Annotated in this window: 18 protein-coding genes and 1 tRNA gene; 12 read left to right on the top strand and 7 right to left on the bottom strand. The window is 60.3% G+C overall.

All coding sequences use genetic code 11. The annotated features are described in order from the left end of the window. Nucleotides 1-4 precede the first annotated feature (4 nt). Nucleotides 5-81 (top strand) — tRNA-Ile (locus tag K5607_RS16300). Between the two features lie 308 nt (nt 82-389). Here K5607_RS16300 and K5607_RS16295 read toward each other — a convergent pair. Next, the gene (locus K5607_RS16295; RefSeq protein WP_221048978.1) at nt 390-560 is read right to left on the bottom strand and encodes a hypothetical protein; all 171 of its coding nucleotides are present in this window, start codon (nt 558-560) and stop codon (nt 390-392) included. 134 nt (nt 561-694) lie between these two features. Between K5607_RS16295 and K5607_RS18285 the strand changes: the two genes are divergently transcribed. The 4 genes from K5607_RS18285 (at nt 695) to K5607_RS16275 (ending at nt 5,300) form a co-directional block, all read left to right on the top strand. Then, the gene (locus K5607_RS18285) at nt 695-838 is read left to right on the top strand and encodes a helix-turn-helix domain-containing protein (RefSeq protein WP_217994903.1); all 144 of its coding nucleotides are present in this window, start codon (nt 695-697) and stop codon (nt 836-838) included. Nucleotides 839-1,006: 168 nt separating this feature from the next. Next, a complete protein-coding gene (locus tag K5607_RS16285) occupies nt 1,007-1,312 on the top strand; it encodes a hypothetical protein (protein ID WP_221047636.1) in 306 nt (101 codons plus the stop codon). A gap of 142 nt (nt 1,313-1,454) precedes the next feature. Continuing rightward, nucleotides 1,455-1,835, top strand: a complete 381-nt coding sequence (locus K5607_RS16280) for a hypothetical protein (RefSeq protein ID WP_156302356.1) — start codon at nt 1,455-1,457, stop codon at nt 1,833-1,835. Between the two features lie 585 nt (nt 1,836-2,420). Then, on the top strand, nt 2,421-5,300 hold the full coding sequence (locus K5607_RS16275; RefSeq protein WP_156302357.1) for an esterase/lipase family protein: 2,880 nt from the start codon (nt 2,421-2,423) through the stop codon (nt 5,298-5,300). Nucleotides 5,301-5,567: 267 nt separating this feature from the next. On the opposite strand, the gene brnA is transcribed toward K5607_RS16275, so the two are convergent. Together brnA and K5607_RS16265 are read right to left on the bottom strand one after the other, a co-directional pair. Further along, nucleotides 5,568-5,801 (bottom strand): type II toxin-antitoxin system BrnA family antitoxin, encoded by a 234-nt coding sequence (brnA, locus tag K5607_RS16270; protein ID WP_054773229.1) that lies wholly within the window; start codon nt 5,799-5,801, stop codon nt 5,568-5,570. Then, the gene (locus tag K5607_RS16265) at nt 5,782-6,051 is read right to left on the bottom strand and encodes a BrnT family toxin (RefSeq protein WP_054773230.1); all 270 of its coding nucleotides are present in this window, start codon (nt 6,049-6,051) and stop codon (nt 5,782-5,784) included. Before K5607_RS16265 ends, brnA begins: the two co-directional genes overlap by 20 nt. 466 nt (nt 6,052-6,517) lie before the next feature. Here K5607_RS16265 and K5607_RS16260 point away from each other — a divergent pair, with 466 nt between their 5' ends. Further along, on the top strand, nt 6,518-6,841 hold the full coding sequence (locus K5607_RS16260; RefSeq protein ID WP_221047635.1) for a DUF5710 domain-containing protein: 324 nt from the start codon (nt 6,518-6,520) through the stop codon (nt 6,839-6,841). 203 nt (nt 6,842-7,044) lie between these two features. Then, nucleotides 7,045-7,671: a chemoreceptor glutamine deamidase CheD gene (gene cheD / locus K5607_RS16255; protein ID WP_082411644.1), complete on the top strand. Its 627-nt coding sequence runs from the start codon at nt 7,045-7,047 to the stop codon at nt 7,669-7,671. 13 nt (nt 7,672-7,684) lie between these two features. On the opposite strand, the gene K5607_RS16250 is transcribed toward cheD, so the two are convergent. Continuing rightward, nucleotides 7,685-8,164 (bottom strand): hypothetical protein, encoded by a 480-nt coding sequence (locus K5607_RS16250; protein WP_221047634.1) that lies wholly within the window; start codon nt 8,162-8,164, stop codon nt 7,685-7,687. A 6-nt stretch (nt 8,165-8,170) separates the two neighbouring features. Next, nucleotides 8,171-8,938, bottom strand: coding sequence for an exodeoxyribonuclease III (gene xth, locus K5607_RS16245; RefSeq protein ID WP_221047633.1), 768 nt, complete (start codon nt 8,936-8,938; stop codon nt 8,171-8,173). Nucleotides 8,939-9,019: 81 nt separating this feature from the next. On the opposite strand from xth, the gene K5607_RS16240 reads away from it, so the two are divergent. Continuing rightward, nucleotides 9,020-9,658, top strand: a complete 639-nt coding sequence (locus tag K5607_RS16240) for a DUF2238 domain-containing protein (RefSeq protein ID WP_054774162.1) — start codon at nt 9,020-9,022, stop codon at nt 9,656-9,658. After that, the gene (locus K5607_RS16235; RefSeq protein ID WP_054774163.1) at nt 9,655-10,347 is read left to right on the top strand and encodes a ribonuclease T2 family protein; all 693 of its coding nucleotides are present in this window, start codon (nt 9,655-9,657) and stop codon (nt 10,345-10,347) included. The genes K5607_RS16240 and K5607_RS16235 overlap by 4 nt, the downstream gene beginning before the upstream one ends. 41 nt (nt 10,348-10,388) lie before the next feature. Here K5607_RS16235 and K5607_RS16230 read toward each other — a convergent pair whose 3' ends face one another. Together K5607_RS16230 and recQ are read right to left on the bottom strand one after the other, a co-directional pair. Further along, the gene (locus K5607_RS16230) at nt 10,389-12,149 is read right to left on the bottom strand and encodes a cytochrome c peroxidase (RefSeq protein WP_246598899.1); all 1,761 of its coding nucleotides are present in this window, start codon (nt 12,147-12,149) and stop codon (nt 10,389-10,391) included. 69 nt (nt 12,150-12,218) lie between these two features. Then, the gene (recQ, locus tag K5607_RS16225; RefSeq protein WP_221047631.1) at nt 12,219-14,054 is read right to left on the bottom strand and encodes a DNA helicase RecQ; all 1,836 of its coding nucleotides are present in this window, start codon (nt 14,052-14,054) and stop codon (nt 12,219-12,221) included. 163 nt (nt 14,055-14,217) lie between these two features. On the opposite strand from recQ, the gene K5607_RS16220 reads away from it, so the two are divergent. From K5607_RS16220 to K5607_RS16210, 3 genes are all read left to right on the top strand, one after another. After that, nucleotides 14,218-16,521, top strand: coding sequence for a bifunctional diguanylate cyclase/phosphodiesterase (locus K5607_RS16220; RefSeq protein ID WP_221047630.1), 2,304 nt, complete (start codon nt 14,218-14,220; stop codon nt 16,519-16,521). Nucleotides 16,522-16,621: 100 nt separating this feature from the next. Further along, complete coding sequence (gene msbA, locus K5607_RS16215; RefSeq protein ID WP_221047629.1) at nt 16,622-18,394, top strand: lipid A export permease/ATP-binding protein MsbA; 1,773 nt, start codon at nt 16,622-16,624, stop codon at nt 18,392-18,394. Nucleotides 18,395-18,627: 233 nt separating this feature from the next. Beyond that, a complete protein-coding gene (locus K5607_RS16210) occupies nt 18,628-22,131 on the top strand; it encodes a PAS domain S-box protein (RefSeq protein WP_221047628.1) in 3,504 nt (1,167 codons plus the stop codon). Nucleotide 22,132 lies beyond the last annotated feature (1 nt).

The following is a 22,132-nucleotide window of genomic DNA, read 5'->3' as shown; positions in this document are numbered from 1 at the left end:
TTCCGGGCCCTTAGCTCAGTCGGTTAGAGCAGGGGACTCATAATCCCTTGGTCCAAGGTTCAAGTCCTTGAGGGCCCACCAAAATCAAAGGCTTAGCTTCGGCTAGGCCTTTTTTTTCTCTGACTGTAGCCAAAACGTAGCCACTTTCGGCTATTCGGTCATGTTCCGCACGAAGTGGCGCTTGTTCGTTGGGCGAGTAGCCGAGCAGAAGAACAAAGTCGGCTTCGCATTCGGGACAGGCGGTGTGCGTGGCCTCGCCAGTGAACCATTTGTTGCAGTAGGCGCACTGGCTGCTGCGGGCGTGGGGTTTGGATTGGGGCCGGTTACGGGGCGGCTTGCCTGTTTTTTGGTGGGGCGCTTGTGAGTGCCCATATCCAATACCTCCTTTTTCATTTGTAGGTCTTCGCTTCCAGGCATTGCTTGTGAACTAGCACCAGGTTTACGAGACGGTGCTTGCCGATGAGGACTGTGGGGAGGTAGGTGCGTTCGGTCCAGCCGTCGATGACGCCGATGTAAAGGCCGGTGAGTTCGGCGAAGCGTTCGCGGCGCATGACGGGCACCGAACCATGCTTTGTAGGCTTTGGCTGGCTTGACCTAAAGACGGGCCTCCCATAATCTCCCCTTGTTGGGGCCTGTCTAAATACTGGCATCTAACAGTTAGACGGTCGGCTAATAGTTAGACAGCAATGAAAGAATCCGCCAATTACGGGAAGGACTTGGATACAACCGAACGGAGTTCGAAACCGAGACGGGAATAGCGGCGAAGACGTGGTCCAACGTAGAAAACGGGCTGCAAAAAGCCAACGAAGACCACATCCAAGCAATGGCTAAACGATAGCCACAATACGCCTATTGGCTAACCACAGGCAACACAATCCCCGAGGCTGGACAAATCAGCCCGGAAATTGAGGACAGCAGAAAGAAACTAGGGACGGGTGGCTGATAGCGGCGAAGGTTATCAGCCGTTGGACGGGAGGGAGTTCCCTAAAAATAAACGGAGATTGACATGGACACGCAGAAACTTGGAAGCACCCGAAAGCTGCTGTTAGTAGCAACCGCATCATTCTTTCTTCTCGGATTACGCGCACCCAACGGCGAACTGATACGAGAAGGCGAGCCCGCCGACAAATTACTCATTAACTTGGGACGACCGCTAGCCATAACCAGCGGAGGATTAACTCTGGGCGGAAACACCATTAGCGACGGGCAAACATGGACTTACCGTATCGGGGACATCATTTACCGATTCGCCATAGACGACGGCAAAATCATCTCCGAACGGTGGGACAGAGTTCACGGGGCGCGGCGATAAATAAAGCAAAAACGGTTAGCTGATAGCCAAAAACGCAATCAGCCGAAGGACGAGAGGAAGCCCATAGTGATCGACGATCACCAGATACGGCGCAAGGAGTACAAGGAATGAGAACGACGGAAAAACCTGTCCAGGGGGAGCCATGAGCCTGGACGAACGAGACTACATGATAGAGCGCCACCGCCGCCTCTACGAGCACACGGAAGAAATCCCAAAACGCCTTCGCAGCCTTGACGAGCCCAGCGACAGCGCAAAGCAACTTACGACACGTCTTCGTAAGTTTCGCGAAGGGCACACCTACAATTCCCAAAACGCCAACGCATATAGCACCTATTACCAAGGCCGTAGATCAAAAAAAGCGGTAGTGCCAATAGGTTTGTTTATAGGGGCGATTGCTCTTACCCTTTTCTTTTTTACCCATAAAAGAGGTGAACCAATATTCCCGGCGTTCTCAAACGACTACCGGCCTGCAATAACAAAAGATCAATTACAGGCAGCCGGCATCATGCGACGTGAACACTAGAAAGTTCTGGACGCTTGGTTGAGCAGAGCAACAAGCCGGGCAGATGAGCCAAAAAGCTGAACAAAACAAGAAACGGACACCAGGAAAGATTCGGCAATCGCTCAAAGATTACGAGAGACCCAGAAGGCCCTTGAGCGCTTAAACAGGGAAGCGGAGAGCTTCCTTTCACGGAGATGCAACGATGGGACGACATGACAGGGACCACCAGCAGTACCCACACCACAGCCGGCGGCCCTGGCTGACTACGCCCTCCTACCGCGCCCGACACCTCGCCCCCCTCTTTGCTTTAGAGCACCAGAAAACCCACACATTACCGACTGACTATCAACTTAATACCGTAGTTACCTTAGGGATGTCAGGCACAAGCGCAACAGTGCAAGGGTTTCAGACCATACGCTTTCAGTGCAGTGCGCGTAAAAACCTCGAAACTTATTCAGTTGTCCAAAGAGAACAGATATCGGCCCTTTTGAAACAATGGAGTCTCTTAAATAAGTTACCCACATTGGTTTGTACCGCCAACCGATACTCAACCAACACAGGACTGGAGACCCAGCCTATCTCTATTCGCCAACACGGAGCTTTAGAATGAAAGGCCAGTGGATACAGCAATCTGAAAACGACACAACCGTAATCTTCGTTCATGGAATCCTATCGAGCTCAGAAAAGTGCTGGACACATGAAAATAATACCTACTGGCCCCAATTGCTAAATGAAGAGCCGGATTTGGACGGTATTGGTATTTATACCTTCTCGTATGCCACTGGGATTTTTTCAAAAGAATATCAACTGGGGGACATCGTGGACGCACTGAAAGAGCATCTGCGATTAGATAATGTCCTGGAGAACAACAAGCAACTTATATTTGTCTGCCACAGCATGGGTGGTATCGTTGTTCGGAAATTCATAGTTGATCGACAACTGGACTTAATTGATAAAGCCATCAAGCTCGCTCTGTTTCTCGTTGCATCTCCTTCGCTTGGATCCCAATACGCTAATTGGATCGTATATCTCGCGACAGCTTTTAAGATAAGGCATGCCCAAGCTGAATCGCTTCGGTTTGCAAGAGATAATACTTGGTTAAACGATCTCGATAAAAACTTTCAAAATCTCAAGGAAGGCTCGCTGTTTGATATTAAAGGAAAGGAACTGATTGAGGATAGGTCATTGATCTTGAAGAACTGGATTGGTAAGCCAATTGTTGAGTCTTTTTCTGGGGCAAAGTATTTCGGCGAGCCCGTTAAAATTCCTGACTCAGATCACTCTACCATAGCTAAGCCTTCTGATCGTAATGCCTTCCAACACCGTCTTCTATGTAAGTTTATCAACGAGCAAAAGTCTGGAGCAGTAACAACTACAACACAATCCCATACACTCGGTTCGACTGCCCCTGACACAGTAGGGCGCCATTTTAATAACCGGCTAAACGATGCGTTATCATCATTTTCCTCCCAGCCAACGATTTGGGTTGATCCGGTCTTAGCAAAAGCTCCGGAACATAACTCCGATATGGAAACGGAAGACAGAATACCCATGTCGGACCTGTTAAAAGAACCAAAGTCGACTATCATCAAAGCACCGCCTCAATTTGGCCTGACATGTTTAGCCTATTACTTAATCCAGCAGGCATGGGCTGCCAGTAAATCATCATTATGGCTCTATTTGGACGCCAAAACATTGAAGCCCCATGTGTCAGAAATCGAAAGGGCCGTAAAGCGCGAACTGAACCCCCTTGGTCTAGATACGAAGGATGTTGCATGTGTAATACTAGATTCGTGGAGTAACACCGAACAAGATTCAATCAAGCTTCTTGAAAAAGTGTGTAATCACTTTAAAGATGTGCCCGTCATAGTGATGCAATCACTAGATGGCACAAGTTTTGTCAGTCAGACACCTGATTTGCATGGTCGCGAGTTCAATATTCTCTACCTGTGGTCTCTTTCTAGAGGCGATATCCGGAAGATGGTTGCAAGGTATAACGAAGTGAGGAACGTCGGCAGTGAGGATGCAGTTATAAAGAAAGTTATTTCCGACATGGACGTTCTCAATCTGCATCGCACTCCACTAAATTGCTTAACTTTATTGAAAGTGTCGGAAGTTGACTTTGATGAAAGCCCTGTTAACCGGGCTGAAATGATTAAGCGCGTGCTTTTCTTGCTTTTCAATGTTGATGATATTCCGACGTATAAGGCGCGACCCGATCTCAAGGACTGCGAATATGTTCTTGGCTATTTTTGCGAAACCCTGCTTAGGGAGATGCGCAAGAGCTTTACTAGGGAGTACTTTCTCGAAACACTTCTCAGGTATTGCAAAGCGCGCTTTATCGATTTAGAGGTTCATGTTGTCTTTGATGTTCTTTATGCAAACAATATAATTATTGCGCATAATAATTCGTTTCGTTTTAAATTCACCTATTGGATATATTATTTCGCCGCACAGCGAATGTTTCATGATCAGGCCTTTGCTGATTTTGTATTGGATCATATGAATTATGCCAGATTTCCAGAAATAATTGAGTTTTACACTGGAGTTGACCGAAATCGAGAGGCTGCGTTAAGGCGCTTGACGAAAGATATCCGCGACACCACCGATAAGGTGCAGGAAAAGATCGGAATTCCAGATGGTATGAATCCATACCGTTTTGCGACATGGCGACCATCAACGGCCATGCTAGAGCAGATGCAAAAAGAAATTTGTGATGGTGTACAAGATTCGAATTTGCCGGAGACAATAAAGGATAGTTACCTTGACCGCCAATATGATAAATCGCGCCCCTATAACCAGGAAGTTCGCGACATAATTCAAGCGTACTCCGTAGCCTTCATGATGCAAGCAATGAAGGCCGGCGCGAGGGCGCTTCGAAATAGCGACTATGTGGACCCTGACATCAAACGTGATCTACTCAAGGAAATCATGAGATGCTGGGAACAAGTCTCAAAGGTCCTGATGATTCTATTGCCACTTCTGGCAGAGAGGGGGCATGCAGCTTTCGATGGACAGGGGTTTAACCTGCGAGGGTATTTTGGCGATAACTTCGATGAAAGGTTTAAAACCATATTGCTGGAGATTCCCAATAATATGGTTTTATGGACCCAAGACGACTTGTTCTCACAGAAAATGGGCCCTCTTTTACTCGATCAGTTTAAAAATGAGCCAGATGAGCTAAAAAGACACATATTGTCCATACTGTTGATATATCAAAGGCCTCGTGATTGGCGCGAACAGATGGAAAGGTATATTGAATCGGTTTCACCTAATTCTTTTTATCTTTTAGATGTTTATAGGATTCTGCGGGAGCAATATCGCCATTGCTATGCGCCACGCCGTGTTCTATCTGATATCGAGCATCTTATTAAACTTGCAGCAGCAAAGCACACCTCGGGACGGAAATTGCCTGGACAAAAGCATATGAAGAGACTAACCAAGGATGTGATACCAAAACGAGAGATCGATCAGGATGGCGTCTAAGGCGGTGGTGAGAGGAGACGGATGCAGAGTCACGGGATTTTGGGTTATGCCTTGTTTCTTGTCTTTTTCGAGCAGATCGCGATGTCGCCGGCCGCTACAGTGGCGTGAGGCTTAGGGGCGCTGTCCCTGCTAGGCGCGGCGTATTCGGGGTCAGGTCTTGCTTCTAGTGACGCCACGCTGCCGCGAGGCTTAGGCGCGCTATCCCTGCCGGGAGCGGCCAACATCCTTGTTCGCCTTAGCGGGCATCGACAACCCGTCAGCCGCCAATTAGACCGCCTGCTTGGGATGTTCCAGCTTATCGGCAAGCCATAGCTTGATGAGGGATTGACGGGTTACTCCCAGCTTGCGGGCTTCCTTGTCGAGGGAGTGCACCATCCAGGCGGGGAAATCGACGTTGACGCGCTTGGAGACGAGGCCGGGGCGGCGGGCTTGGGCCAGGTCGAGGAGTTGGGTGACGTCTTCGTCGGCGTCGAAACGCTGGTCAAATTCCGAGGCTTTCATAGATTTCCACTTCCTCTTTTCGGGATCGTCTGACGGAAATCAGGCGAATGTTTTCGCTGCGATAGGTGACGACGGCCGACCAGTGCTTGTTGCCGATCTTGCCGACAACCAGGCAGCGCGGTTCGTCGGTGTCTCGGGCCGGGATTTCGAGTAGGTCGGGATCGTCCCACAGGGCTTGCGCTTCATCGAAGTCGATGCCGTGCTTGGCCCGGTTGGCGTCGCTTTTGTCTTGGTCGTACTCGAAGCCCATAGCGGATTTATGCCCAAGCCGGTATAAAAACGCAACCGTTTTTATACAAAAAGGTGTCGCCGTTACACTGGCACGAGGCTTAGGCTAGCTATCGCTATTCCTGCCAGAAGCGGCCAAGATTCGTGTTCGCCTTGGGCTGGACGCCGTAGTCAAAACGTAGCCACGCCAACTTGCCACGTTCCATAAATCAACACGTTACGAGACTTCGTGTGTGCTTGCGGGCGATTGCAAGGTGTTGATATTAAAAGGTATACTTTTCCCCAGTCGGGCCGCATGATCCCTTGGTCCAAGGTCCAAGGTCCAAGGTCCAAGGTCCAAGGTCCAAGGTCCAAGGTCCAAGGTCCAAGGTCCAAGGTCCAAGCCCTTGAGGGCCCACCATAAAGAACAAAGGCTTAGCTTTTTCGGCTAAGCCTTTTGTTTTTCAAGTGTCCGCTTCCGTTACGACCACCAGTAGGCGTCCCTCTTCATGACTAATGCGAAGTTCTACCTGAACGTTCCGTACGCGGAGAAAGACCAAGCCAAGGCGCTAGGGGCGCGATGGGACGCGTCCCGGAAAAAGTGGTACGTTCCCGCCGGGGTCGATGTCTCCCTCTTCCAGCAATGGGAGCCGGCGGATGTCGCCGGCGACGGCAAGGCGCAGGCCGTTACGGGCACGCCGTCCCGCGGACGCGCCGCGGGCGTTTCGTCCAAAGCGTCGGGCGATTCCGTCGGCGGCGCGGTCGTTGCGCAAACCCAGCCGGCGGACAAGCATTTCGTGCCTTATTGCGGCGAGGCGCCTCCCTGGGATTGAGCGCGACCGGGCCGGCGGTTAAGGGCCATGCTTGTTGTCCCCGTCCCTACTGGATTGGCCCGCAGGCGCGGCGAGGGACTACACTTAAGGCGTACGGCGCTCGGTACGCGGAGCGCGTTTCCTTTCTGACATAGACGCGTGCGGCCCATCCCGCCGTGCTAGCGTTGGCGGCACTTAAACTGAGTCACGGCACCACACCGACCATGCCCGTTTCCAATGTCTTGCTCCCTCCGGCGCTGATCGGTTTCGAGCACATCAAGCGCGGCTGGGACGCCAGGACGCGAAAGTCCACCGCCCACTTGTTGCCTGGGCAGTTTTACGTTACCCGCCACGACGAGGCCATCTACACCACCCTGGGGTCGTGCGTGGCGGCCTGCATCCGCGACCGGGAAACCGGCGTGGGGGGCATGAACCATTTCATGCTGCCCTTCACCCCGGAGATGGCCGAACAGCGCGAGTGGGGGTCCCCCGCCGCCATGTATGGCAACTACGCCATGGAGCATTTGATCAACGAGATCATGAAAAACGGCGGCGCGCGCCGGAACCTGGAGGCCAAGGTGTTCGGCGGCGGACGCATTTTGGCCAATATGACCGACGTCGGGGCCAGAAACGTCGCTTTCGTCCATGACTACCTGGCTGCGGAAGGATTTCGGGTGATTGCCGAGGACGTGGGCAGCGTTTATCCCCGAATCGTTATTTACCACCCCGCCAACGGCGACGTTTTGGTCAAACGTGTGCGCTCACTGCACAATCAAGTCATCGTCGAGCAGGAAACCAAGTACCTCAACACCATCGGCAAGCCGGCCCAGGCGGAAGTCGACTTTTTTTGAGCGGGAGCCCCGCTTAGCGCCGCTTCTTGGCGGGAGGCGCCTTTTTCTTCGGCGCAGCTTTAGCCGGTGGAGCCGATTTTGCCGGCGGAGCGCCGCGGGCGCCGCGCATGGGGAGCGGATGGCCCAGGCCCAGGACGTGATGCTGGCGGCCGTCGCCCTTGATTTCCGTGCGGATGCCGTGTCCCGGGTGCTTGGGCGCGGGTTTGCCCCGGCCGCGACGTGACGGGATGATCAGCGGTTCCTCCGGCATATCGTCGCTGCCCCAGCCTTCCCGCCGGCGTTCGTTTTCCCTTTCTTGCAGCCATTGGCGCCAGGCGGCGGCTCTTTGCTCGAAGTCGGCGTCCGCCGGCAGGCCGGCTTCGACATCGGCTTGTTGCGCGGCGACCGCCTCCGTTTCCAGGTCCAGCCATTCCTGGCTTTCGTCGTGGGCGCCGGCCGGACCGGCAGCCTGGAGGACGGCGATCAGCAGCGCCGCGCGTAGCGCTTTAACCATGGCGTTTTAGTCGTGAAAATCGGCCACCGCCGGGGCGTGGTCGGACGGTCGCTCCCATTTGCGCGGCGTTTTGTCGATGGTGCTGGCGATGCAGCGTTGGGCCAGGTCGGGGCTGGCCAGGATCAAGTCGATGCGCAGGCCGGCGTTGCGGCGGAAGCCGGCCGCGCGGTAGTCCCACCAGGAAAAACTGGCTTCCTCCTGATCGAACAGGCGGAAGCTGTCGGCCAGTCCGATGTCCAATAAGCGCTGAAACGCTTGCCGTTCCGGCGTGGAGCAAAGGATCTTCTCGCGCCAAGCGGCGGGATCGTGCACGTCGCGGTCGTCGGGGGCGATGTTGAAGTCGCCCACCACCGCCAGCCGCGGGTAGCGCGCCGCCTCGGCGGCGACGAAGGCGGCGGCCTTGTCCAGCCAGTCCAGCTTGTAAGCGTATTTGTCGCTGCCCACTTCCGAACCGTTGGGCACATAGAAATTCACCAGGCGCAGCTCGCCGAAGGTGGCGGCCAGCACGCGCCGTTGCGGGTCTTCCAGGCCGGGCAGGTCGGTGACCACGTCGCTGCCGGCGATTTTCGCCAGGATCGCCACGCCGTTATAGGTTTTTTGGCCGCTGAAGAGGCACTGGTAGCCGGCGGCGTTGAGTTCGGCGCTGGGGAACTCGGGGTCGGAGAGCTTGATTTCCTGCACCGCCAGCAAGTCCGGCTGATTTTGCGCCAGCCAGTCCAGCACTTGGGGCAGGCGCACCCGCAGGGAGTTCACATTCCAACTTGCTATGCGCATGGGGTTGTTCGGGATAATGGGGACGGAGTAGCCCATAACTATAAACCGAAACCGGCCCGTGCTGGTGCCCAAGGAGTCCCTATGACGCCGTCGCGCTACGAATTTTTCGCCCTGATTTCCGGCGCGCTCGCCGTGCTGGCGTGGTCGGGAACCGCGCCTTACGACGGGCCCACCTGGTGGCTGGAAGCGGCGCCGGTGCTGATCGCCTTGCCGCTGTTATGGCGGACGCATCGCGCTTTTCCCCTGACGCCGCTGGCGTATCGGCTGATTTTTTTGCACGCCCTGGTGCTGCTGGTGGGCGCCCACTATACCTATGCCCGCGTGCCGCTGGGATTTTGGCTGGAGGATTTATTGGGCCTGTCCCGCAATCCCTACGATCGGATCGGCCATTTCATGCAGGGCTTCGTGCCGGCCGTACTGGCGCGGGAGATCCTGCTGCGCACTTCGCCGTTGGTGCCGGGGCGCTGGCTGGCGTTCCTGGTCGCCTGCGTGTGTTTGTCCATCAGCGCGGCGTACGAGTTCATCGAGTGGTGGACCGCCGTTGCCGTGGGCGCGTCGGCGGAGTATTTTCTCGCCACCCAGGGCGATCCCTGGGACACCCAATGGGACATGCTGATGGCGTTGATCGGCGCCGTGGCGGCGCAGGCGGCGCTGTCCGGCGGCCATGATCGGCAATTGGCTGGAATAAGCGCACACGGAAAACAGGGAGCGAGTAGATGAATCATGTTAAACGCGTCATCGCCGCGGCGGCGTTGTCGGTCCTTTGGGCCGGCTCGGCCGGGGCGGAGCAATATGTGTTCGCGTTGAGCTGGGAGCCGGCGTTTTGCCAAAGCCATCGCAAGACGGCCGAATGTCGGGCCGAGAGCAGCGCTTCGTTCGCGGCCGGCCATTTGACGCTGCACGGCTTGTGGCCGGACGGCGGCGAATATTGCCAAGTGCCGGCGCAACAGCGGCAGGACGATGAGGGGCATCTTTGGGATCGGCTGCCGCCGGTGCAATTGGCCGGGGAAAACCGTTCCAAGCTGGATAAATACATGCCGGGCACGCAATCGCTGCTGGAGCGCCACGAGTGGACCAAGCACGGCAGTTGTTACAGCGCGTCGCCGGACGGCTACTTCGCCAAGGCGGTCGAGCTGGCGACGCAGGTGGACGCCAGCGAGCTCAACCAACGGCTGGCCAATGCCGCCGGCGGATCGGTGGAACGGGATCAGCTGATCGAGGCCGTGCGCCGCGATTTCGGCGACGCCGCCGCGGATTCCCTCAGCCTCATTTGCCAAAAAGGCGCGTTGCAGGAAGTGCGGTTCGTCCTCAACGAACGCATCCGCCGCGGCGGATTGGATCGCGATGCGTTCGCGGGGCGCGGCAAGAAGCTTTGCTCATCGCGGGTAAACGTTACCGCCGCGCCTTGAGGCGTATCGGCACTCACCGTCCCGCCGGCCCGAAGGCCGTTTCAGCGCGGGTCGCCGATTTCGGCGGCCCGGCCGTCCTCCATCAGCTGCGCGGCGTTGCTTCCGGTCAACGCTTGCAGCAACGCCACCAAAGCGTCCATTTCCTCGTCGCTCAAGCCTAACGGTTTGATCGCCGGATCGAGTTCCGCATGCGCCACGCCGCCTCGGTTGTAGAAGGCCGCCACGTCGCGCAGTGTGCTTAACGAACCGTCGTGCATATAGGGCGCGGTCAGGGCGACGTTGCGCAGGGACGGCGTTTTGTATTTCCAGCGGTCGGCCGGGATTTGGGTGATTTCGTAGCGGCCCAAGTCGTTGGGTTTGGTTTCCGATACCGAAGCCAGCCGCCGCGGATCCAGCCGCACGCTCAATCCGGGCGCCAGCCGCACCGGCTGGGCGGGGTCGCCGTGGCTGGTACGGTAGCCGATGCCTGTGTCGTGGAACGCGTGGTCGGTGAACAGCGCCGATTTGTCGTCCAGTCCGTGGCAAGCGGCGCAGCCGGCTTTGCCGGTGAACAGCTCGAAGCCTCGCTTGGCTTGGGGCGTTATGGCGTCGGGTTGGCCGCCGTAGCGCCAACGGTCGAACGGCGAGTCCGCGGCGTTGAGGCTGCGCTGGTAGGCCGCCAAGGCCAGTCCCAGGGTTTCCATGGTCGGGCCGCGGCGAAACACCGTTTGGAAGCGGTCGGCGTAGTCGGGCAGCGCCTGGAGCTTCGCCAATACGTGGCCGATGGAGGGATTGCCCATCTCGTTGGCGGCCAGCAGCGGCCCCCAGGCTTGTTGCTCCAGGGCCGATTCCCGGCCGTCGTGGAACAGGCTGCGCTGGTAGGCGACGTTGAACAGGGTGGGCGCGTTGCGCCGCACGCTGCGGCCTTCGATGCCGACGGAGGTGGCGGTTTCGTTGCTGGTATAGCCCTGTCCCGGCACGTGGCACATGGCGCAGGAGACGGTGTCGTTGAAGGACAGGCGGCGGTCGAAGAACAGCTTGCGGCCCAGGGCGACGGCTTCCGGCGTGAGGGGCGCGTCCAGGTCCAGCGGCGGCGGCTGTAGGCCCTGCGGCGGCCGCTTGGCCCAGCCGAGCAGCGTGGTGGCGGGCAGCGCCTTGCCGCAGAGGGGGGCGGCGCAATCGGAGTTGGTCGCGGGCGGCGTCGACGCCTCTTCCGACAACAACGTCCGAACGTCGTTCACCAGCAGGTCCGCCTGCAGGGTGGACAGGTCGTACATATTGCGCACCCGGCTCCTGCCGTCGATGAGGTAGACGCGCAGCAGGTGGGCGAACGCCTCGGTTTCCCGCCCCTGTTTGTCGCGCAGGCGCTCCGCTGCTTGGCCGTAGGCGTCCAGGATGGGGCGCAAGGCCGTTTCGCCGCTGGTGGTGAGGAAGTGCCAGTCCAGGCCGCGTTTGAGGTGCTCTCCGTAACGGGCCATGGCCGCCGGCGTATCCTGTTGCGGGTTGAAGCTCAGGGTGATTAAGCGCAGCTTGCCCGCCACGTCCGGCTCTTTTCCGAGGCGCTTGCCGACCTGGTGCAGCACCTGGGTCGCCAGCGGGCAGCCCTTGGCGTCGTTGCAGGCGGAATAGATGAAACTGAGCAGGGTGATTTTGCCGTCCAGCAGGCTGCGCAGGCGCAGGGCGCGGCCTTGCTCGTCCAGCACTTCGCCGTCGGCGGCTTGCTTGATGGGCGGCAGGCTGTAGCTGCCAGGCGGCGGCAACGGGTTAGCGGCGGCGTGGCCGGCCGCCAGGATCAGCGCCAAACCGAATATCCAGTATTTCATCGACATGTCCGATCGGGTTGTAAGCGGCCTGGGTTTCGTTGCGACGGGAAGCATGGGGGCGGCGCCGCCCTAGCCGCCCACCCCGTTCGCCACGTCCTCCAACACCTTGAGAAAGGCGTCGCCGTAGCGCGTCAGCTTGGCTTGGCCGACGCCGCTGACTTCGCCCAGCTCGTCCAGGGTTTGCGGGCGATGGTTGAGGATTTCCAGCAGGGTGCTGTCGTGGAAGATCACGTAGGGCGGCACGCCCTGCTCCCTGGCCAACTCCAGCCGCTTGGCTTTCAGCGCCAGCCACAGCGGGTCGTCGCCGGCGCCTTCCGGGCGGGCTTTGCGTTCCTCGCGGGTTTTGCGCACCTTGGGCTGTTCGGCGTCGCGGCGTAGCCACACCGCTTGCTCGCCGCGCAGCACCGGCCGGGCCGCTTCGGTGAGACGCAGGCCGCCGAACGCTTCCATGTCCACGGTCAAGAAACCGCCGGCCACCAGTTGGCGGAACACGCTGCTCCATTGGGATTGGGTCAGGGCTTGGCCGATGCCGTAGGTGCTGAGTTGCTGGTGTTGGAAGCGCTCCACTTGAACGGTGCTTTTGCCCAGCAGCACGTCCACCACATGGCCCACGCCGAAGCGCTGGCCGGTGCGGTAGACGCAGGACAGGGCCATGCGGGCGGCTTCGGTGGCGTCCCAGGTGTCCACCGGTTGCAAACAGTTGTCGCACTGGCCGCAATGGCCCGGGTGATCGTCTTCGCCGAAATAGCGCAGGATGGTCTGGTGGCGGCAGGCGGTGGATTCGCAATAGCCCAGCAGGGCGTCCAGCTTGTGCCGCTCCAGGCGCTTGCGTTCCTCCGGCGCGTCGGTGGAGTCCAGCAGCTGGCGCATGGCGATCACGTCGCCCAGGCCGTAAGCCATCCAGGCGTCGGCGGGCAGGCCGTCGCGGCCGGCGCGGCCGGTTTCCTGGTAATAGCCTTCCATGCTTTTCGGCAAATCCATGTGGGCGACGAAGCGCACGTTGGGCTTGTCGATGCCCATGCCGAACGCCACCGTCGCCACCATCACCACGCCCTCCTCCCGTAGGAAACGACGCTGGTTGGCCTCGCGCACGGCGGCGGGCAGGCCGGCGTGGTACGGCAGAGCGTCCCGCCCTTGTTCGCGCAGCCATTCGGCGGTGTCTTCCACCTTTTTGCGCGATAGGCAGTAAACGATGCCGGCATCCCCGGCGTGCTCGGTCTCCAGGAAGGCCAGCAGCTGGCGGCGGGCGTTGGCTTTTTGCGTCACCCGGTAGCGGATGTTGGGCCGGTCGAAACTGGCGACGAACTGCTCGGCTTGCTCCAGCCCCAGCCGCTCGACGATCTCGCGCCGGGTGGGCGCATCCGCCGTGGCGGTGAGGGCGATGCGCGGCACGTCGGGAAAGCGCTCGTGCAGCACCGTCAACTCGCGGTATTCCGGGCGGAAATCGTGGCCCCATTGCGACACGCAATGGGCCTCGTCGATGGCGAACAGGGCCAGCCCTGCGCCGTCTTGCGCCTGCTCCAGCGTCGCCAGGAAGTTGGGCTTGAGCAGCCGTTCCGGCGCCACGTAGAGGATATCCAAATCGCCCCGCACCAGCCGTCCCTGCACCTCGCGGGCGTCGGCCGGCTCCAGGCTGGAGTTGAGGAAAGCCGCTTTCACGCCCAGTTGCTTGAGGGCATCCACCTGATCCTGCATCAAGGCGATCAGCGGCGATACGACGATGCCGACGCCGCGGCGCAGCAAGGCGGGAATCTGGTAGCACAGGGATTTGCCGCCGCCGGTGGGCATCAGCACCAGGGCGTCGCCGCCGCCGGCGACGTGCTCGACGACTTCCTGCTGGCGGCCGCGGAAGGCCGGATAGCCGAAAACGTTGTGCAAAACCTGCTGGGCGGTGGGAGCGGGCATGGGGCGAAGCGAGCGGAGAATCAGCGGCAAAGTTTACCGCCTTTTGCCGGGCGCCCGCTGAATTTGGCCCCGCAGGGCGGCGCGAGGTGGCGGATTTACCACAAAAAACCCCACGCCCGACTACGCTTTAATGCCTAAGCGATTCACGCAGGAAGCCTCGCCAATGCGTCACGTCAGCGGGAACCGGTTGCCGCGCGCCCATCTCGGTGCATTGCACCTGGAATACCTATTGCCGTGGCTGGCGCTGTTGGCATCCCTCGCCGTCGCCCAGCAACTGTGGCGGGGCGCGCAGGAAAGCGCGCAGCGGGATTTGTGGGTGCGTTTCGATTTTCGCGTGCGGGAGCTGGCCGGGGACGTGGAGCACCGCATGTCCGCCTACGAACACGTGCTGGCCGGCGTGCAGGGGTTGTTCGCCGCTTCGCGCCGGGTGGACCGCGAGGAGTTCCGCGCTTATGTCGCCGCCCTGGACCTGGCGCGCAACTATCCCGGCATCCAGGGCGTGGGATTCGCCCAGGCCGTGCCGGCGCAGCAAAAGACCAGCCACCTCGCCGCCGTCCGGCGGGACGGCTTTCCCGCCTATGCCGTCCGGCCCGAAGGCCAGCGCGACGCCTATGCCCCTCTGGTCTACATCGAGCCGTTTGACGGCCCCAACCTGAACGCCTTCGGCTACGACATCTATTCGGAGCCCATTCGCCGCGCCGCCATGGACGCGGCGCGGGACTCGGACCGTGCCGCCATCACCGGCAAAATTCGGTTGTCCGTGGAAACCGGCCCGCACGCGCAAGCCGGCTTCCAGATGTTGTTGCCGGTATACCAAACCAACGCCCGGCACGACGGTTTGGCGTCCCGCCGCGCCAATTTGCTGGGCTGGATCGTCGGGCTGTTCCGCATGGACGACTTGATGGCCGGGATTTTCGGCGTACATGCTGCCGAGCTCGGAGTCGAAATTTACGACGGCGACAGCCTGGAGGACGCCGCGCTGCTGCACCGCAGCGCCAACCTGGGCCGGGGCGGCGATGCCGCTCGCTTGCACAGCATCCGGCACTTGGAAATCGCCGGACATCCCTGGACGATCAAGGTGTATTCCCAGGGAAATTTCGAAGGCACCCATGACGAGGACAAGCCGACCTTCGTCGCCATTGCCGGCGTCGGCGTCAGCTTGTCCCTGGCGTTGCTCGTTTGGTTCGCCTTGCATTGGAAACAGCAGGCGACGCTGGCGCAGCGTTATGCCACGGCCATACGCACCTCCATCGACGGCTATCTGGTGGCGGACTGCCGAGGCAGGATCGTCGAGGCCAACGCGGCCCTGGCGTACATGACCGGTTACACGGAGCAGGAGTTGCTGGCCTTGGGCATCGCGGACATGGAGGCGCTGGCAACGCCCGAGGAAATCGCCCGGCACTTCGAAAAAATGATGGCGGCCGGCGCCGACCGTTTCCAAACCCGCTGGAAACGCAAGGACGGCGCCCATATCGACGTGGAGGTGAGCGCGACCTATATGCGAACCCGCCACAGCCAGTGCATCTACGCCTTCGTGCAGGACGTCACCGAGCGTTGCTCGCGGGAGGCGGCGCTGCGGCTGGCCGCCACCGTCTACAGCGCCGTGGACGAAGCGGTCATGGTGACGAGCCGGGACAACCGCATCATCGCCGTCAATCCCGCATTCGCGGCCATCACCGGTTATGCGCCGGAAGAGGTGATCGGCAAGAATCCGCACCTGCTGTCCAGCGGCGCCCACCCGCCGGCTTTTTACGACGAGCTCTACGCCACGTTGGCCGCCACCGGCTGCTGGAACGGGGAAATCGTCAATCGCCGCAAGAACGGCGAGTTGTTCAACGAATGGCTGTCCATCAAGCAGGTGCGCGACGACAAAGGCCGGCTCACCCATCACGTGGCGGTGTTTTCCGACATCAGCGAGCGCAAAGCCACGGAGCGGCGCATGCATCACATGGCCCATTACGATGTGCTCACCGACCTGCCCAACCGCACCCTGCTGACCGACCGCATCCAGCAGGCCCTGGCGCAAGCGCGGCGGGAGGAGGCTGCCTTGGCGCTGATGTTCATCGACCTGGACCGCTTCAAACCGGTCAACGATACCCTGGGCCACGCCGTCGGCGATCTGCTGCTGAAGGAAGTCGCCATTCGCTTGCAGGAATGCGTGCGCGAGTCGGATACGGTGTCGCGCTTGGGCGGGGACGAATTCGTCGTGCTGTTGCCCACCCTGGACGTGGCCGCCGATGCCCTGCTGGTGGCGGAAAAAATCCTGCAAGCCCTGGCTGCGCCCTTCGCCCTGGCCGGCCACTACATCCGCATTTCTTCCAGCATCGGCATCGCCGTCTATCCCGAGCACGGCGACGACGAAATCCAATTGCTGAAAAACGCCGACACCGCCATGTATTACGCCAAAAAAAGCGGGCGCAACAACGCCAAGTTCTATCAACCGGAGATGGCGGCCCCCGTCCCGTAGGCGCGGACTGTCCCTGCAAGCCCCCCGACCCGCTCGCCTACCGCCCCCAGCCCCCCTACGGTACAATCCTCGCCGTCCCACACTGCGAAAGCCTCCCCCCTTGAACGACACCAAAGCCCAGCCCCCCAACAGCCTGCAAGCCTATCTGCGGCTGCTGTCCTACGTCCGGCCCTACTGGCTGATTTTCTCGGTGAGCCTGATCGGGTTCGTCATCTACGCCGCCACCCAGCCCGCCTTCACCAAGCTGATGGAAAGCGCCGTGGACTACGTGCAGAACCGCAAGCAGGAAGAGGCCATGTGGATTCCCCTGGCCATGGTGGGCATCATGCTGGTGCGGGGCATCGGTTCGTTCCTGGGCAATTACTACATCGCCAAGGTGGCCAACAACGTGGTGCACACCCTGCGTTGCAGGATTTTCGACCGCTATACGGAACTGCCCACCAGCTACTTCGACGACAACAACTCCGGCCACCTCATTTCCCGCGTCACCTACAACGTCACCCAGGTGACTACCGCCGCCACCGACGCCATCAAAGTGGTGGTGCGGGAAGGCATGACGGTGATCGCCCTGATCGGCTACCTGGCCTACCTCAACTGGCGGCTGTCGCTGATCTTCCTCGCCATCGCGCCGCTCATCGCTTTTGTCGTGTCCCGCGCCAACAAGCGCTTCCGCAAGCAGGCCAAGCGCATTCAAAGCTCCATGGGCGACGTCACCCACATCTCGTCGGAGCTGATTACCGGCCACCGGGTGGTGCGCAGCTTCGGCGGCGAGGACTACGAAAAGCGGCGCTTCCGCGAAGCCAGCCGCGACAACTACCGCCAGTTGCTGAGCATGGTGAAGACCTCCGCCATCAGCACGCCGGTGTTGCAGCTGATCGTCACCAGCGCCCTGGCGGTATTGATCTACCTGGCCCTGCTGATGATGAGCGACGGCAGCGCCGGCCAGTTCGTCGCCTTCATCACCACCGCCATCCTCATCCCCAAGCCCCTGCGCCAGTTGAGCGAGGTCAGCTCCACCATCCAGAAAGGCATCACCGCCGCCGAAAGCATTTTCGAGGTACTGGACGAGGCGCCGGAAGCGGACCACGGCACCCTGGACGTGGAGCGGGCGCGCGGCCGGGTGGAGTTCCGCGGGCTGACTTTCGGCTACCCGGCCAGCCAGCGGCCGGTGCTGGACGACGTGTCTTTCGTCGCCGAACCGGGCCAGACCGTGGCCCTGGTGGGCCATTCCGGCAGCGGCAAGACCACCCTGGTAAACCTGATCCCGCGCTTTTACGACCATCACCAGGGCCAGATCCTGTTGGACGACGTCGACGTCAACCAATATGCCCTGAAGAGCTTGCGCCGCCAGATCGCTTTCGTGACCCAGCACGTCACGTTGTTCAACGACACGGTCGCCGCCAACATCGCCTACGGCACCCTGGGCAACGCGCCGCGGGCAGCCATCGTCGAGGCGGCGCGGCAAGCCAACGCCCTGGAATTCATCGAGCGGCTGCCGGACGGCCTGGACACCCTCATCGGCGAAAACGGCGTCAAGCTGTCCGGCGGCCAACGCCAGCGGCTGGCCATCGCCCGCGCCCTGCTGAAAAACGCGCCGCTGCTGATCCTGGACGAAGCCACTTCGGCCCTGGACACGGAATCGGAGCAGAAAATCCAGCTGGCCCTGGACAAAGCCATGCGCGGCCGCACCACCCTGGTGATCGCCCACCGCCTGTCCACGGTGGAGAACGCCGACCTGATCCTGGTGCTGGACCAAGGCCGCATCGTCGAGCGCGGCGATCACGCCGAACTGCTGGCGCTCGGCGGCATCTACGCCCAATTGCACCGGCGGCAATTCCACGACGCGCCGCGGCCGGTAGCCGAGGACGGGTAATTCCTCGCTTGCGCCGCCGCCGCCCCGCGCCTTTCGTTCGGCGGCTTGTGCGCTGCTCCGCGAAATAGCCTAAGCCAGCCGGTTCCCCCCGAGGCGCAAACTCCACTAAACTGCGCGGTAATTGCCTGTTCACCCGTCGGCGTCCATGCCGGACGGGGGCGGGCGGCAGTTCGAGGCGGCCCATGAAAGGCGATAATAATAAGAAAAACTCTCGGTTTAGGCCGACCAGGCTATTGCCCTGCCTGGTCTTGGCCACCTCCCTGGCGCTCATCTACCAAACTTGGCGGCAAGAGCCATACGCCGCCGGCCAAATGCAGGCTGTCTACAGCGAAGTCGCGTTCGGGCTGTCGTTGACGCTGTTGTGTTGGCTGCTGGTGCGCGGCCGCGAGCGCGCCTTGGTGACGGCTCGGGCATTGAGCGACGAGCTGGCCCGGCGTCAAAACGTGCAAAAGGCCCTGGAGGAAAGCGAGGAACGCTGGAAATTCGCCCTGGAGGGAGCCGGCGACGGCGTGTGGGATTGGCACGTGGCCGACAACAAGGTTTACGCCTCGTCCCGCTGGAAGGAGATGCTGGGCTACGGTCAGGACGAGCTGGGCGACTCTTTGCAGGAGTGGGAGGCGCACATCCATCCCGAAGACTTGGCGCAATGCTACGACGGCATCCGGCGGCATTTGGAGGGGGAAACGCCGATTTACGTCAGCGAACACCGCATGCGTTGCAAGCACGGCGGCTATCGCTGGTTCCTCGACCGGGGCATGATTATCGGCCGCGACGAAAACGGCAAGCCGTTGCGCGTCATCGGCACCCACAGCGACATCACTGAGCGCAAGGCGGCCGAACGCAAGCTGGCGGAAAACGAGGCCCGCTTGCGCGCGGTGCTGGAGACGGCGGTGGATGCGGTGATCGTCATCGACGCCTACGGTCGAATCGCCCTGTTCAATCCCGCCGCCGAACGCATTTTCGGCTATCACGCCGACGAGGTGCTGGGCTGCAACGTCAACCTGTTGATGCCCGAACCCTACCGCAGCGCTCACGACGGCTATTTGCGCCGTTTTATGGAAACCGGCGACGCCAGAATCATCGGCATCGGCCGAGAAGTGGTCGGCCGGCGCAAGGACGGCAGCCAGTTTCCTTTGGATCTCGCGGTCGGCGAAATGACGGTCAACGGCCAGCGGCAGTTCACCGGCATCCTGCGCGACATCAGCGAGCGCAAACAGGCGGAGGCCCTGCTCAAGGAAAGCGAATCCAAGCTGCGGCTGGTGATGGACAACATCGCCGAAGTGTTCTGGATGGCCGATGTGGACAGCGAAAAGACTTTCTACGTCAGCCCCGGTTACGAGCGGGTCTGGCGCCACAGTTGCCAGGAGCTGTACGACAATCCGCATTCCTTTTTCGACGCCGTCCACCCGGACGACCGGGAGCGGGTGCAAGCCAACCTGGCCACGGAAAAAACCGGGCAACCTTTCGAATGCGAATTTCGCATCGTTTGGCCGGACGGCACGGTGCGCTGGATACGGGACCGGGGATTTCCGGTGCCCGCCGACAGCGGCCCGGTCAAGCAATACGTCGGTTTGGCCGAAGACATTACCGAGCTCAAGCGGCGCGAGCAATTGGAGGACGAGCTGCGCATCGCCGACGCCGTTGCGGCGGAACGGGGGCAGGCGGAGGAAAAGCTGCGGCAGCAAAAAGAGCGTTACCAGTTGCTGCTCAACTCTATCGGCAAAGGCATTTTCGGCCTGGACGTTCAAGGCCGCTGCACCTTCTGCAACCCGGCCGGCCTGACGTTGCTCGGCTATCGGCACGAAGCGGACTTGGTGGGCAAAGATATTCATTGCCTGATCCACCATACTCTCGCCGACGGCACGCCCTGCGACAAAGAACGGTGCGAGGTGCGCCAGGCCCTGCTCACCGACGAGATCATCCACGGCGCCGACGACGTTTTCTGGCGCGCCGACGGCAGTTCGTTTTTCGCCGAGTATTGGTCCTATCCGCAATACGAGAACGGCGAGGCGATCGGCGCGGTCGTCACCTTCTCCGACGTCACCCTGCACAAAGAGGCGGAACAGTCCCGGCTGCTGGCGGCCAAGGTGTTCGAGTCCAGCAGTGAAGCCATTCTGGTGACCGACAGCCGCAACGTCATCGTTTCCGTCAATCCCGCCTTCACCGATATCACCGGCTACAGCGCCGCGGAAGCGATCGGCCAAACGCCCCGCATCCTCAAGTCCGGCCGCCACGACGAGGCGTTTTACCGCGAGATGTGGAGCACCCTGCTGAAAAACGGGCACTGGGAGGGGGAGATTTGGGACCGCCGCAAAAACGGCGAGATTTACCCCAAGTGGACCTACATCAACACCATCAAGATCGCCGGCCGGATCGCCAACTTCGTGGCGATTTTTTCCGACATTACCGAGCGCAAGGCCAGCGAGGAGCATATCCAGCGGTTGGCCCATTACGACGTGCTGACCGGCCTACCCAACCGCTTGTTGTTCCACGCTCGGCTGGACCAAGCGCTGGCCAACGCCAAGCGTCACGAAACGCCCCTGGCGCTGATGTTCATCGACCTGGACCGCTTCAAGCACATCAACGACTCCCTGGGACACGCCGTGGGCGACCAGCTGCTGATTTCCGTGGCCCAGCGCTTGCAATCCTGCCTCAGGGAAATCGACACCGTGGCGCGGCTGGGCGGCGACGAGTTCGTGGTGATCCTGGAGGCGGTGGGCGCCCAGGACGCCGCCCGGGTGGCGCAGAAACTCATCGACGAGCTGGCTCCGCCCCACGTCTTCGGCTCGCACAGCCTGGTCAGCACGCCCAGCATCGGCATCACCGTTTACCCCGACCACGGCTTCGATGCGGAAACGCTGATCCGGCATGCCGACGCCGCCATGTACAGCGCCAAGGAAAAAGGCCGTAACCACTACGAATTCTTCACCGAAGAAATGGCCGTCGTCGCCGAAAGCCGCGCCGAGTTGGAGTCGGAGCTGCGCTTGGCGCTGGAAAAAGGGCAATTCCAGCTCTTCTACCAGCCGAAACGGGTGATGGATTCGGGACGCATCACGGGCATGGAAGCGCTGCTGCGCTGGCAACATCCGACCAAGGGGCTGATTTCGCCCGACCGATTCATCCCGGTGGCGGAAGAAACCGGCTTGATCCTGCCCATCGGCGAATGGGTGCTGCAAACCGCCTGCGCGCAAACCAAATCCTGGCAAAGCATGGGGATGGAGCACTTGCGCGTGGCGATCAACGTGTCGGCGCGGCAGCTGCAGGAGCCCAATATTCTGGACCGAGTATCGAGAATTCTGCAGGAGACCGGCTTGGCGCCGGACCGCTTGGAGTTGGAAATCACCGAAAGCCTGCTGATGCGCGATGTCAATCACTCCATCAAAGTGCTGCACGGCTTCAAATCCCTGGGCATTTCCATCGCCGTGGACGATTTCGGCACGGGCTATTCCAGCCTCAGCTACCTGAAACGGCTGCCCATCGACGTGCTGAAAATCGACCAGTCCTTCGTCCGCGACATTTCATCCGATCCGGAGGACCGCGCCATCATCCAGGCCATTATTTCGCTGGCTCACGCCTTGAACTTGGTGGCCGTGGCGGAAGGCGTGGAAACCGAGGAGCAGGAGGCTTTTCTGCTGAGGGAAGATTGCCAAGTGATGCAAGGCTATTTGCTCGGGCGTCCCGTGCCGGCCGAGCAGTTCGAGGCGTTGATCGCGGCGCGGGCGGCCGGCGCGCCGTAGG

It is taken from the genome of Methylogaea oryzae, assembly GCF_019669985.1.
In the GTDB taxonomy this organism is placed as follows: Bacteria; Pseudomonadota; Gammaproteobacteria; order Methylococcales; family Methylococcaceae; genus Methylogaea; species Methylogaea oryzae.
The sequence above is the reverse complement of the archived record's forward strand: the minus strand, read 5'-3'. Positions and strand labels throughout refer to the sequence as shown.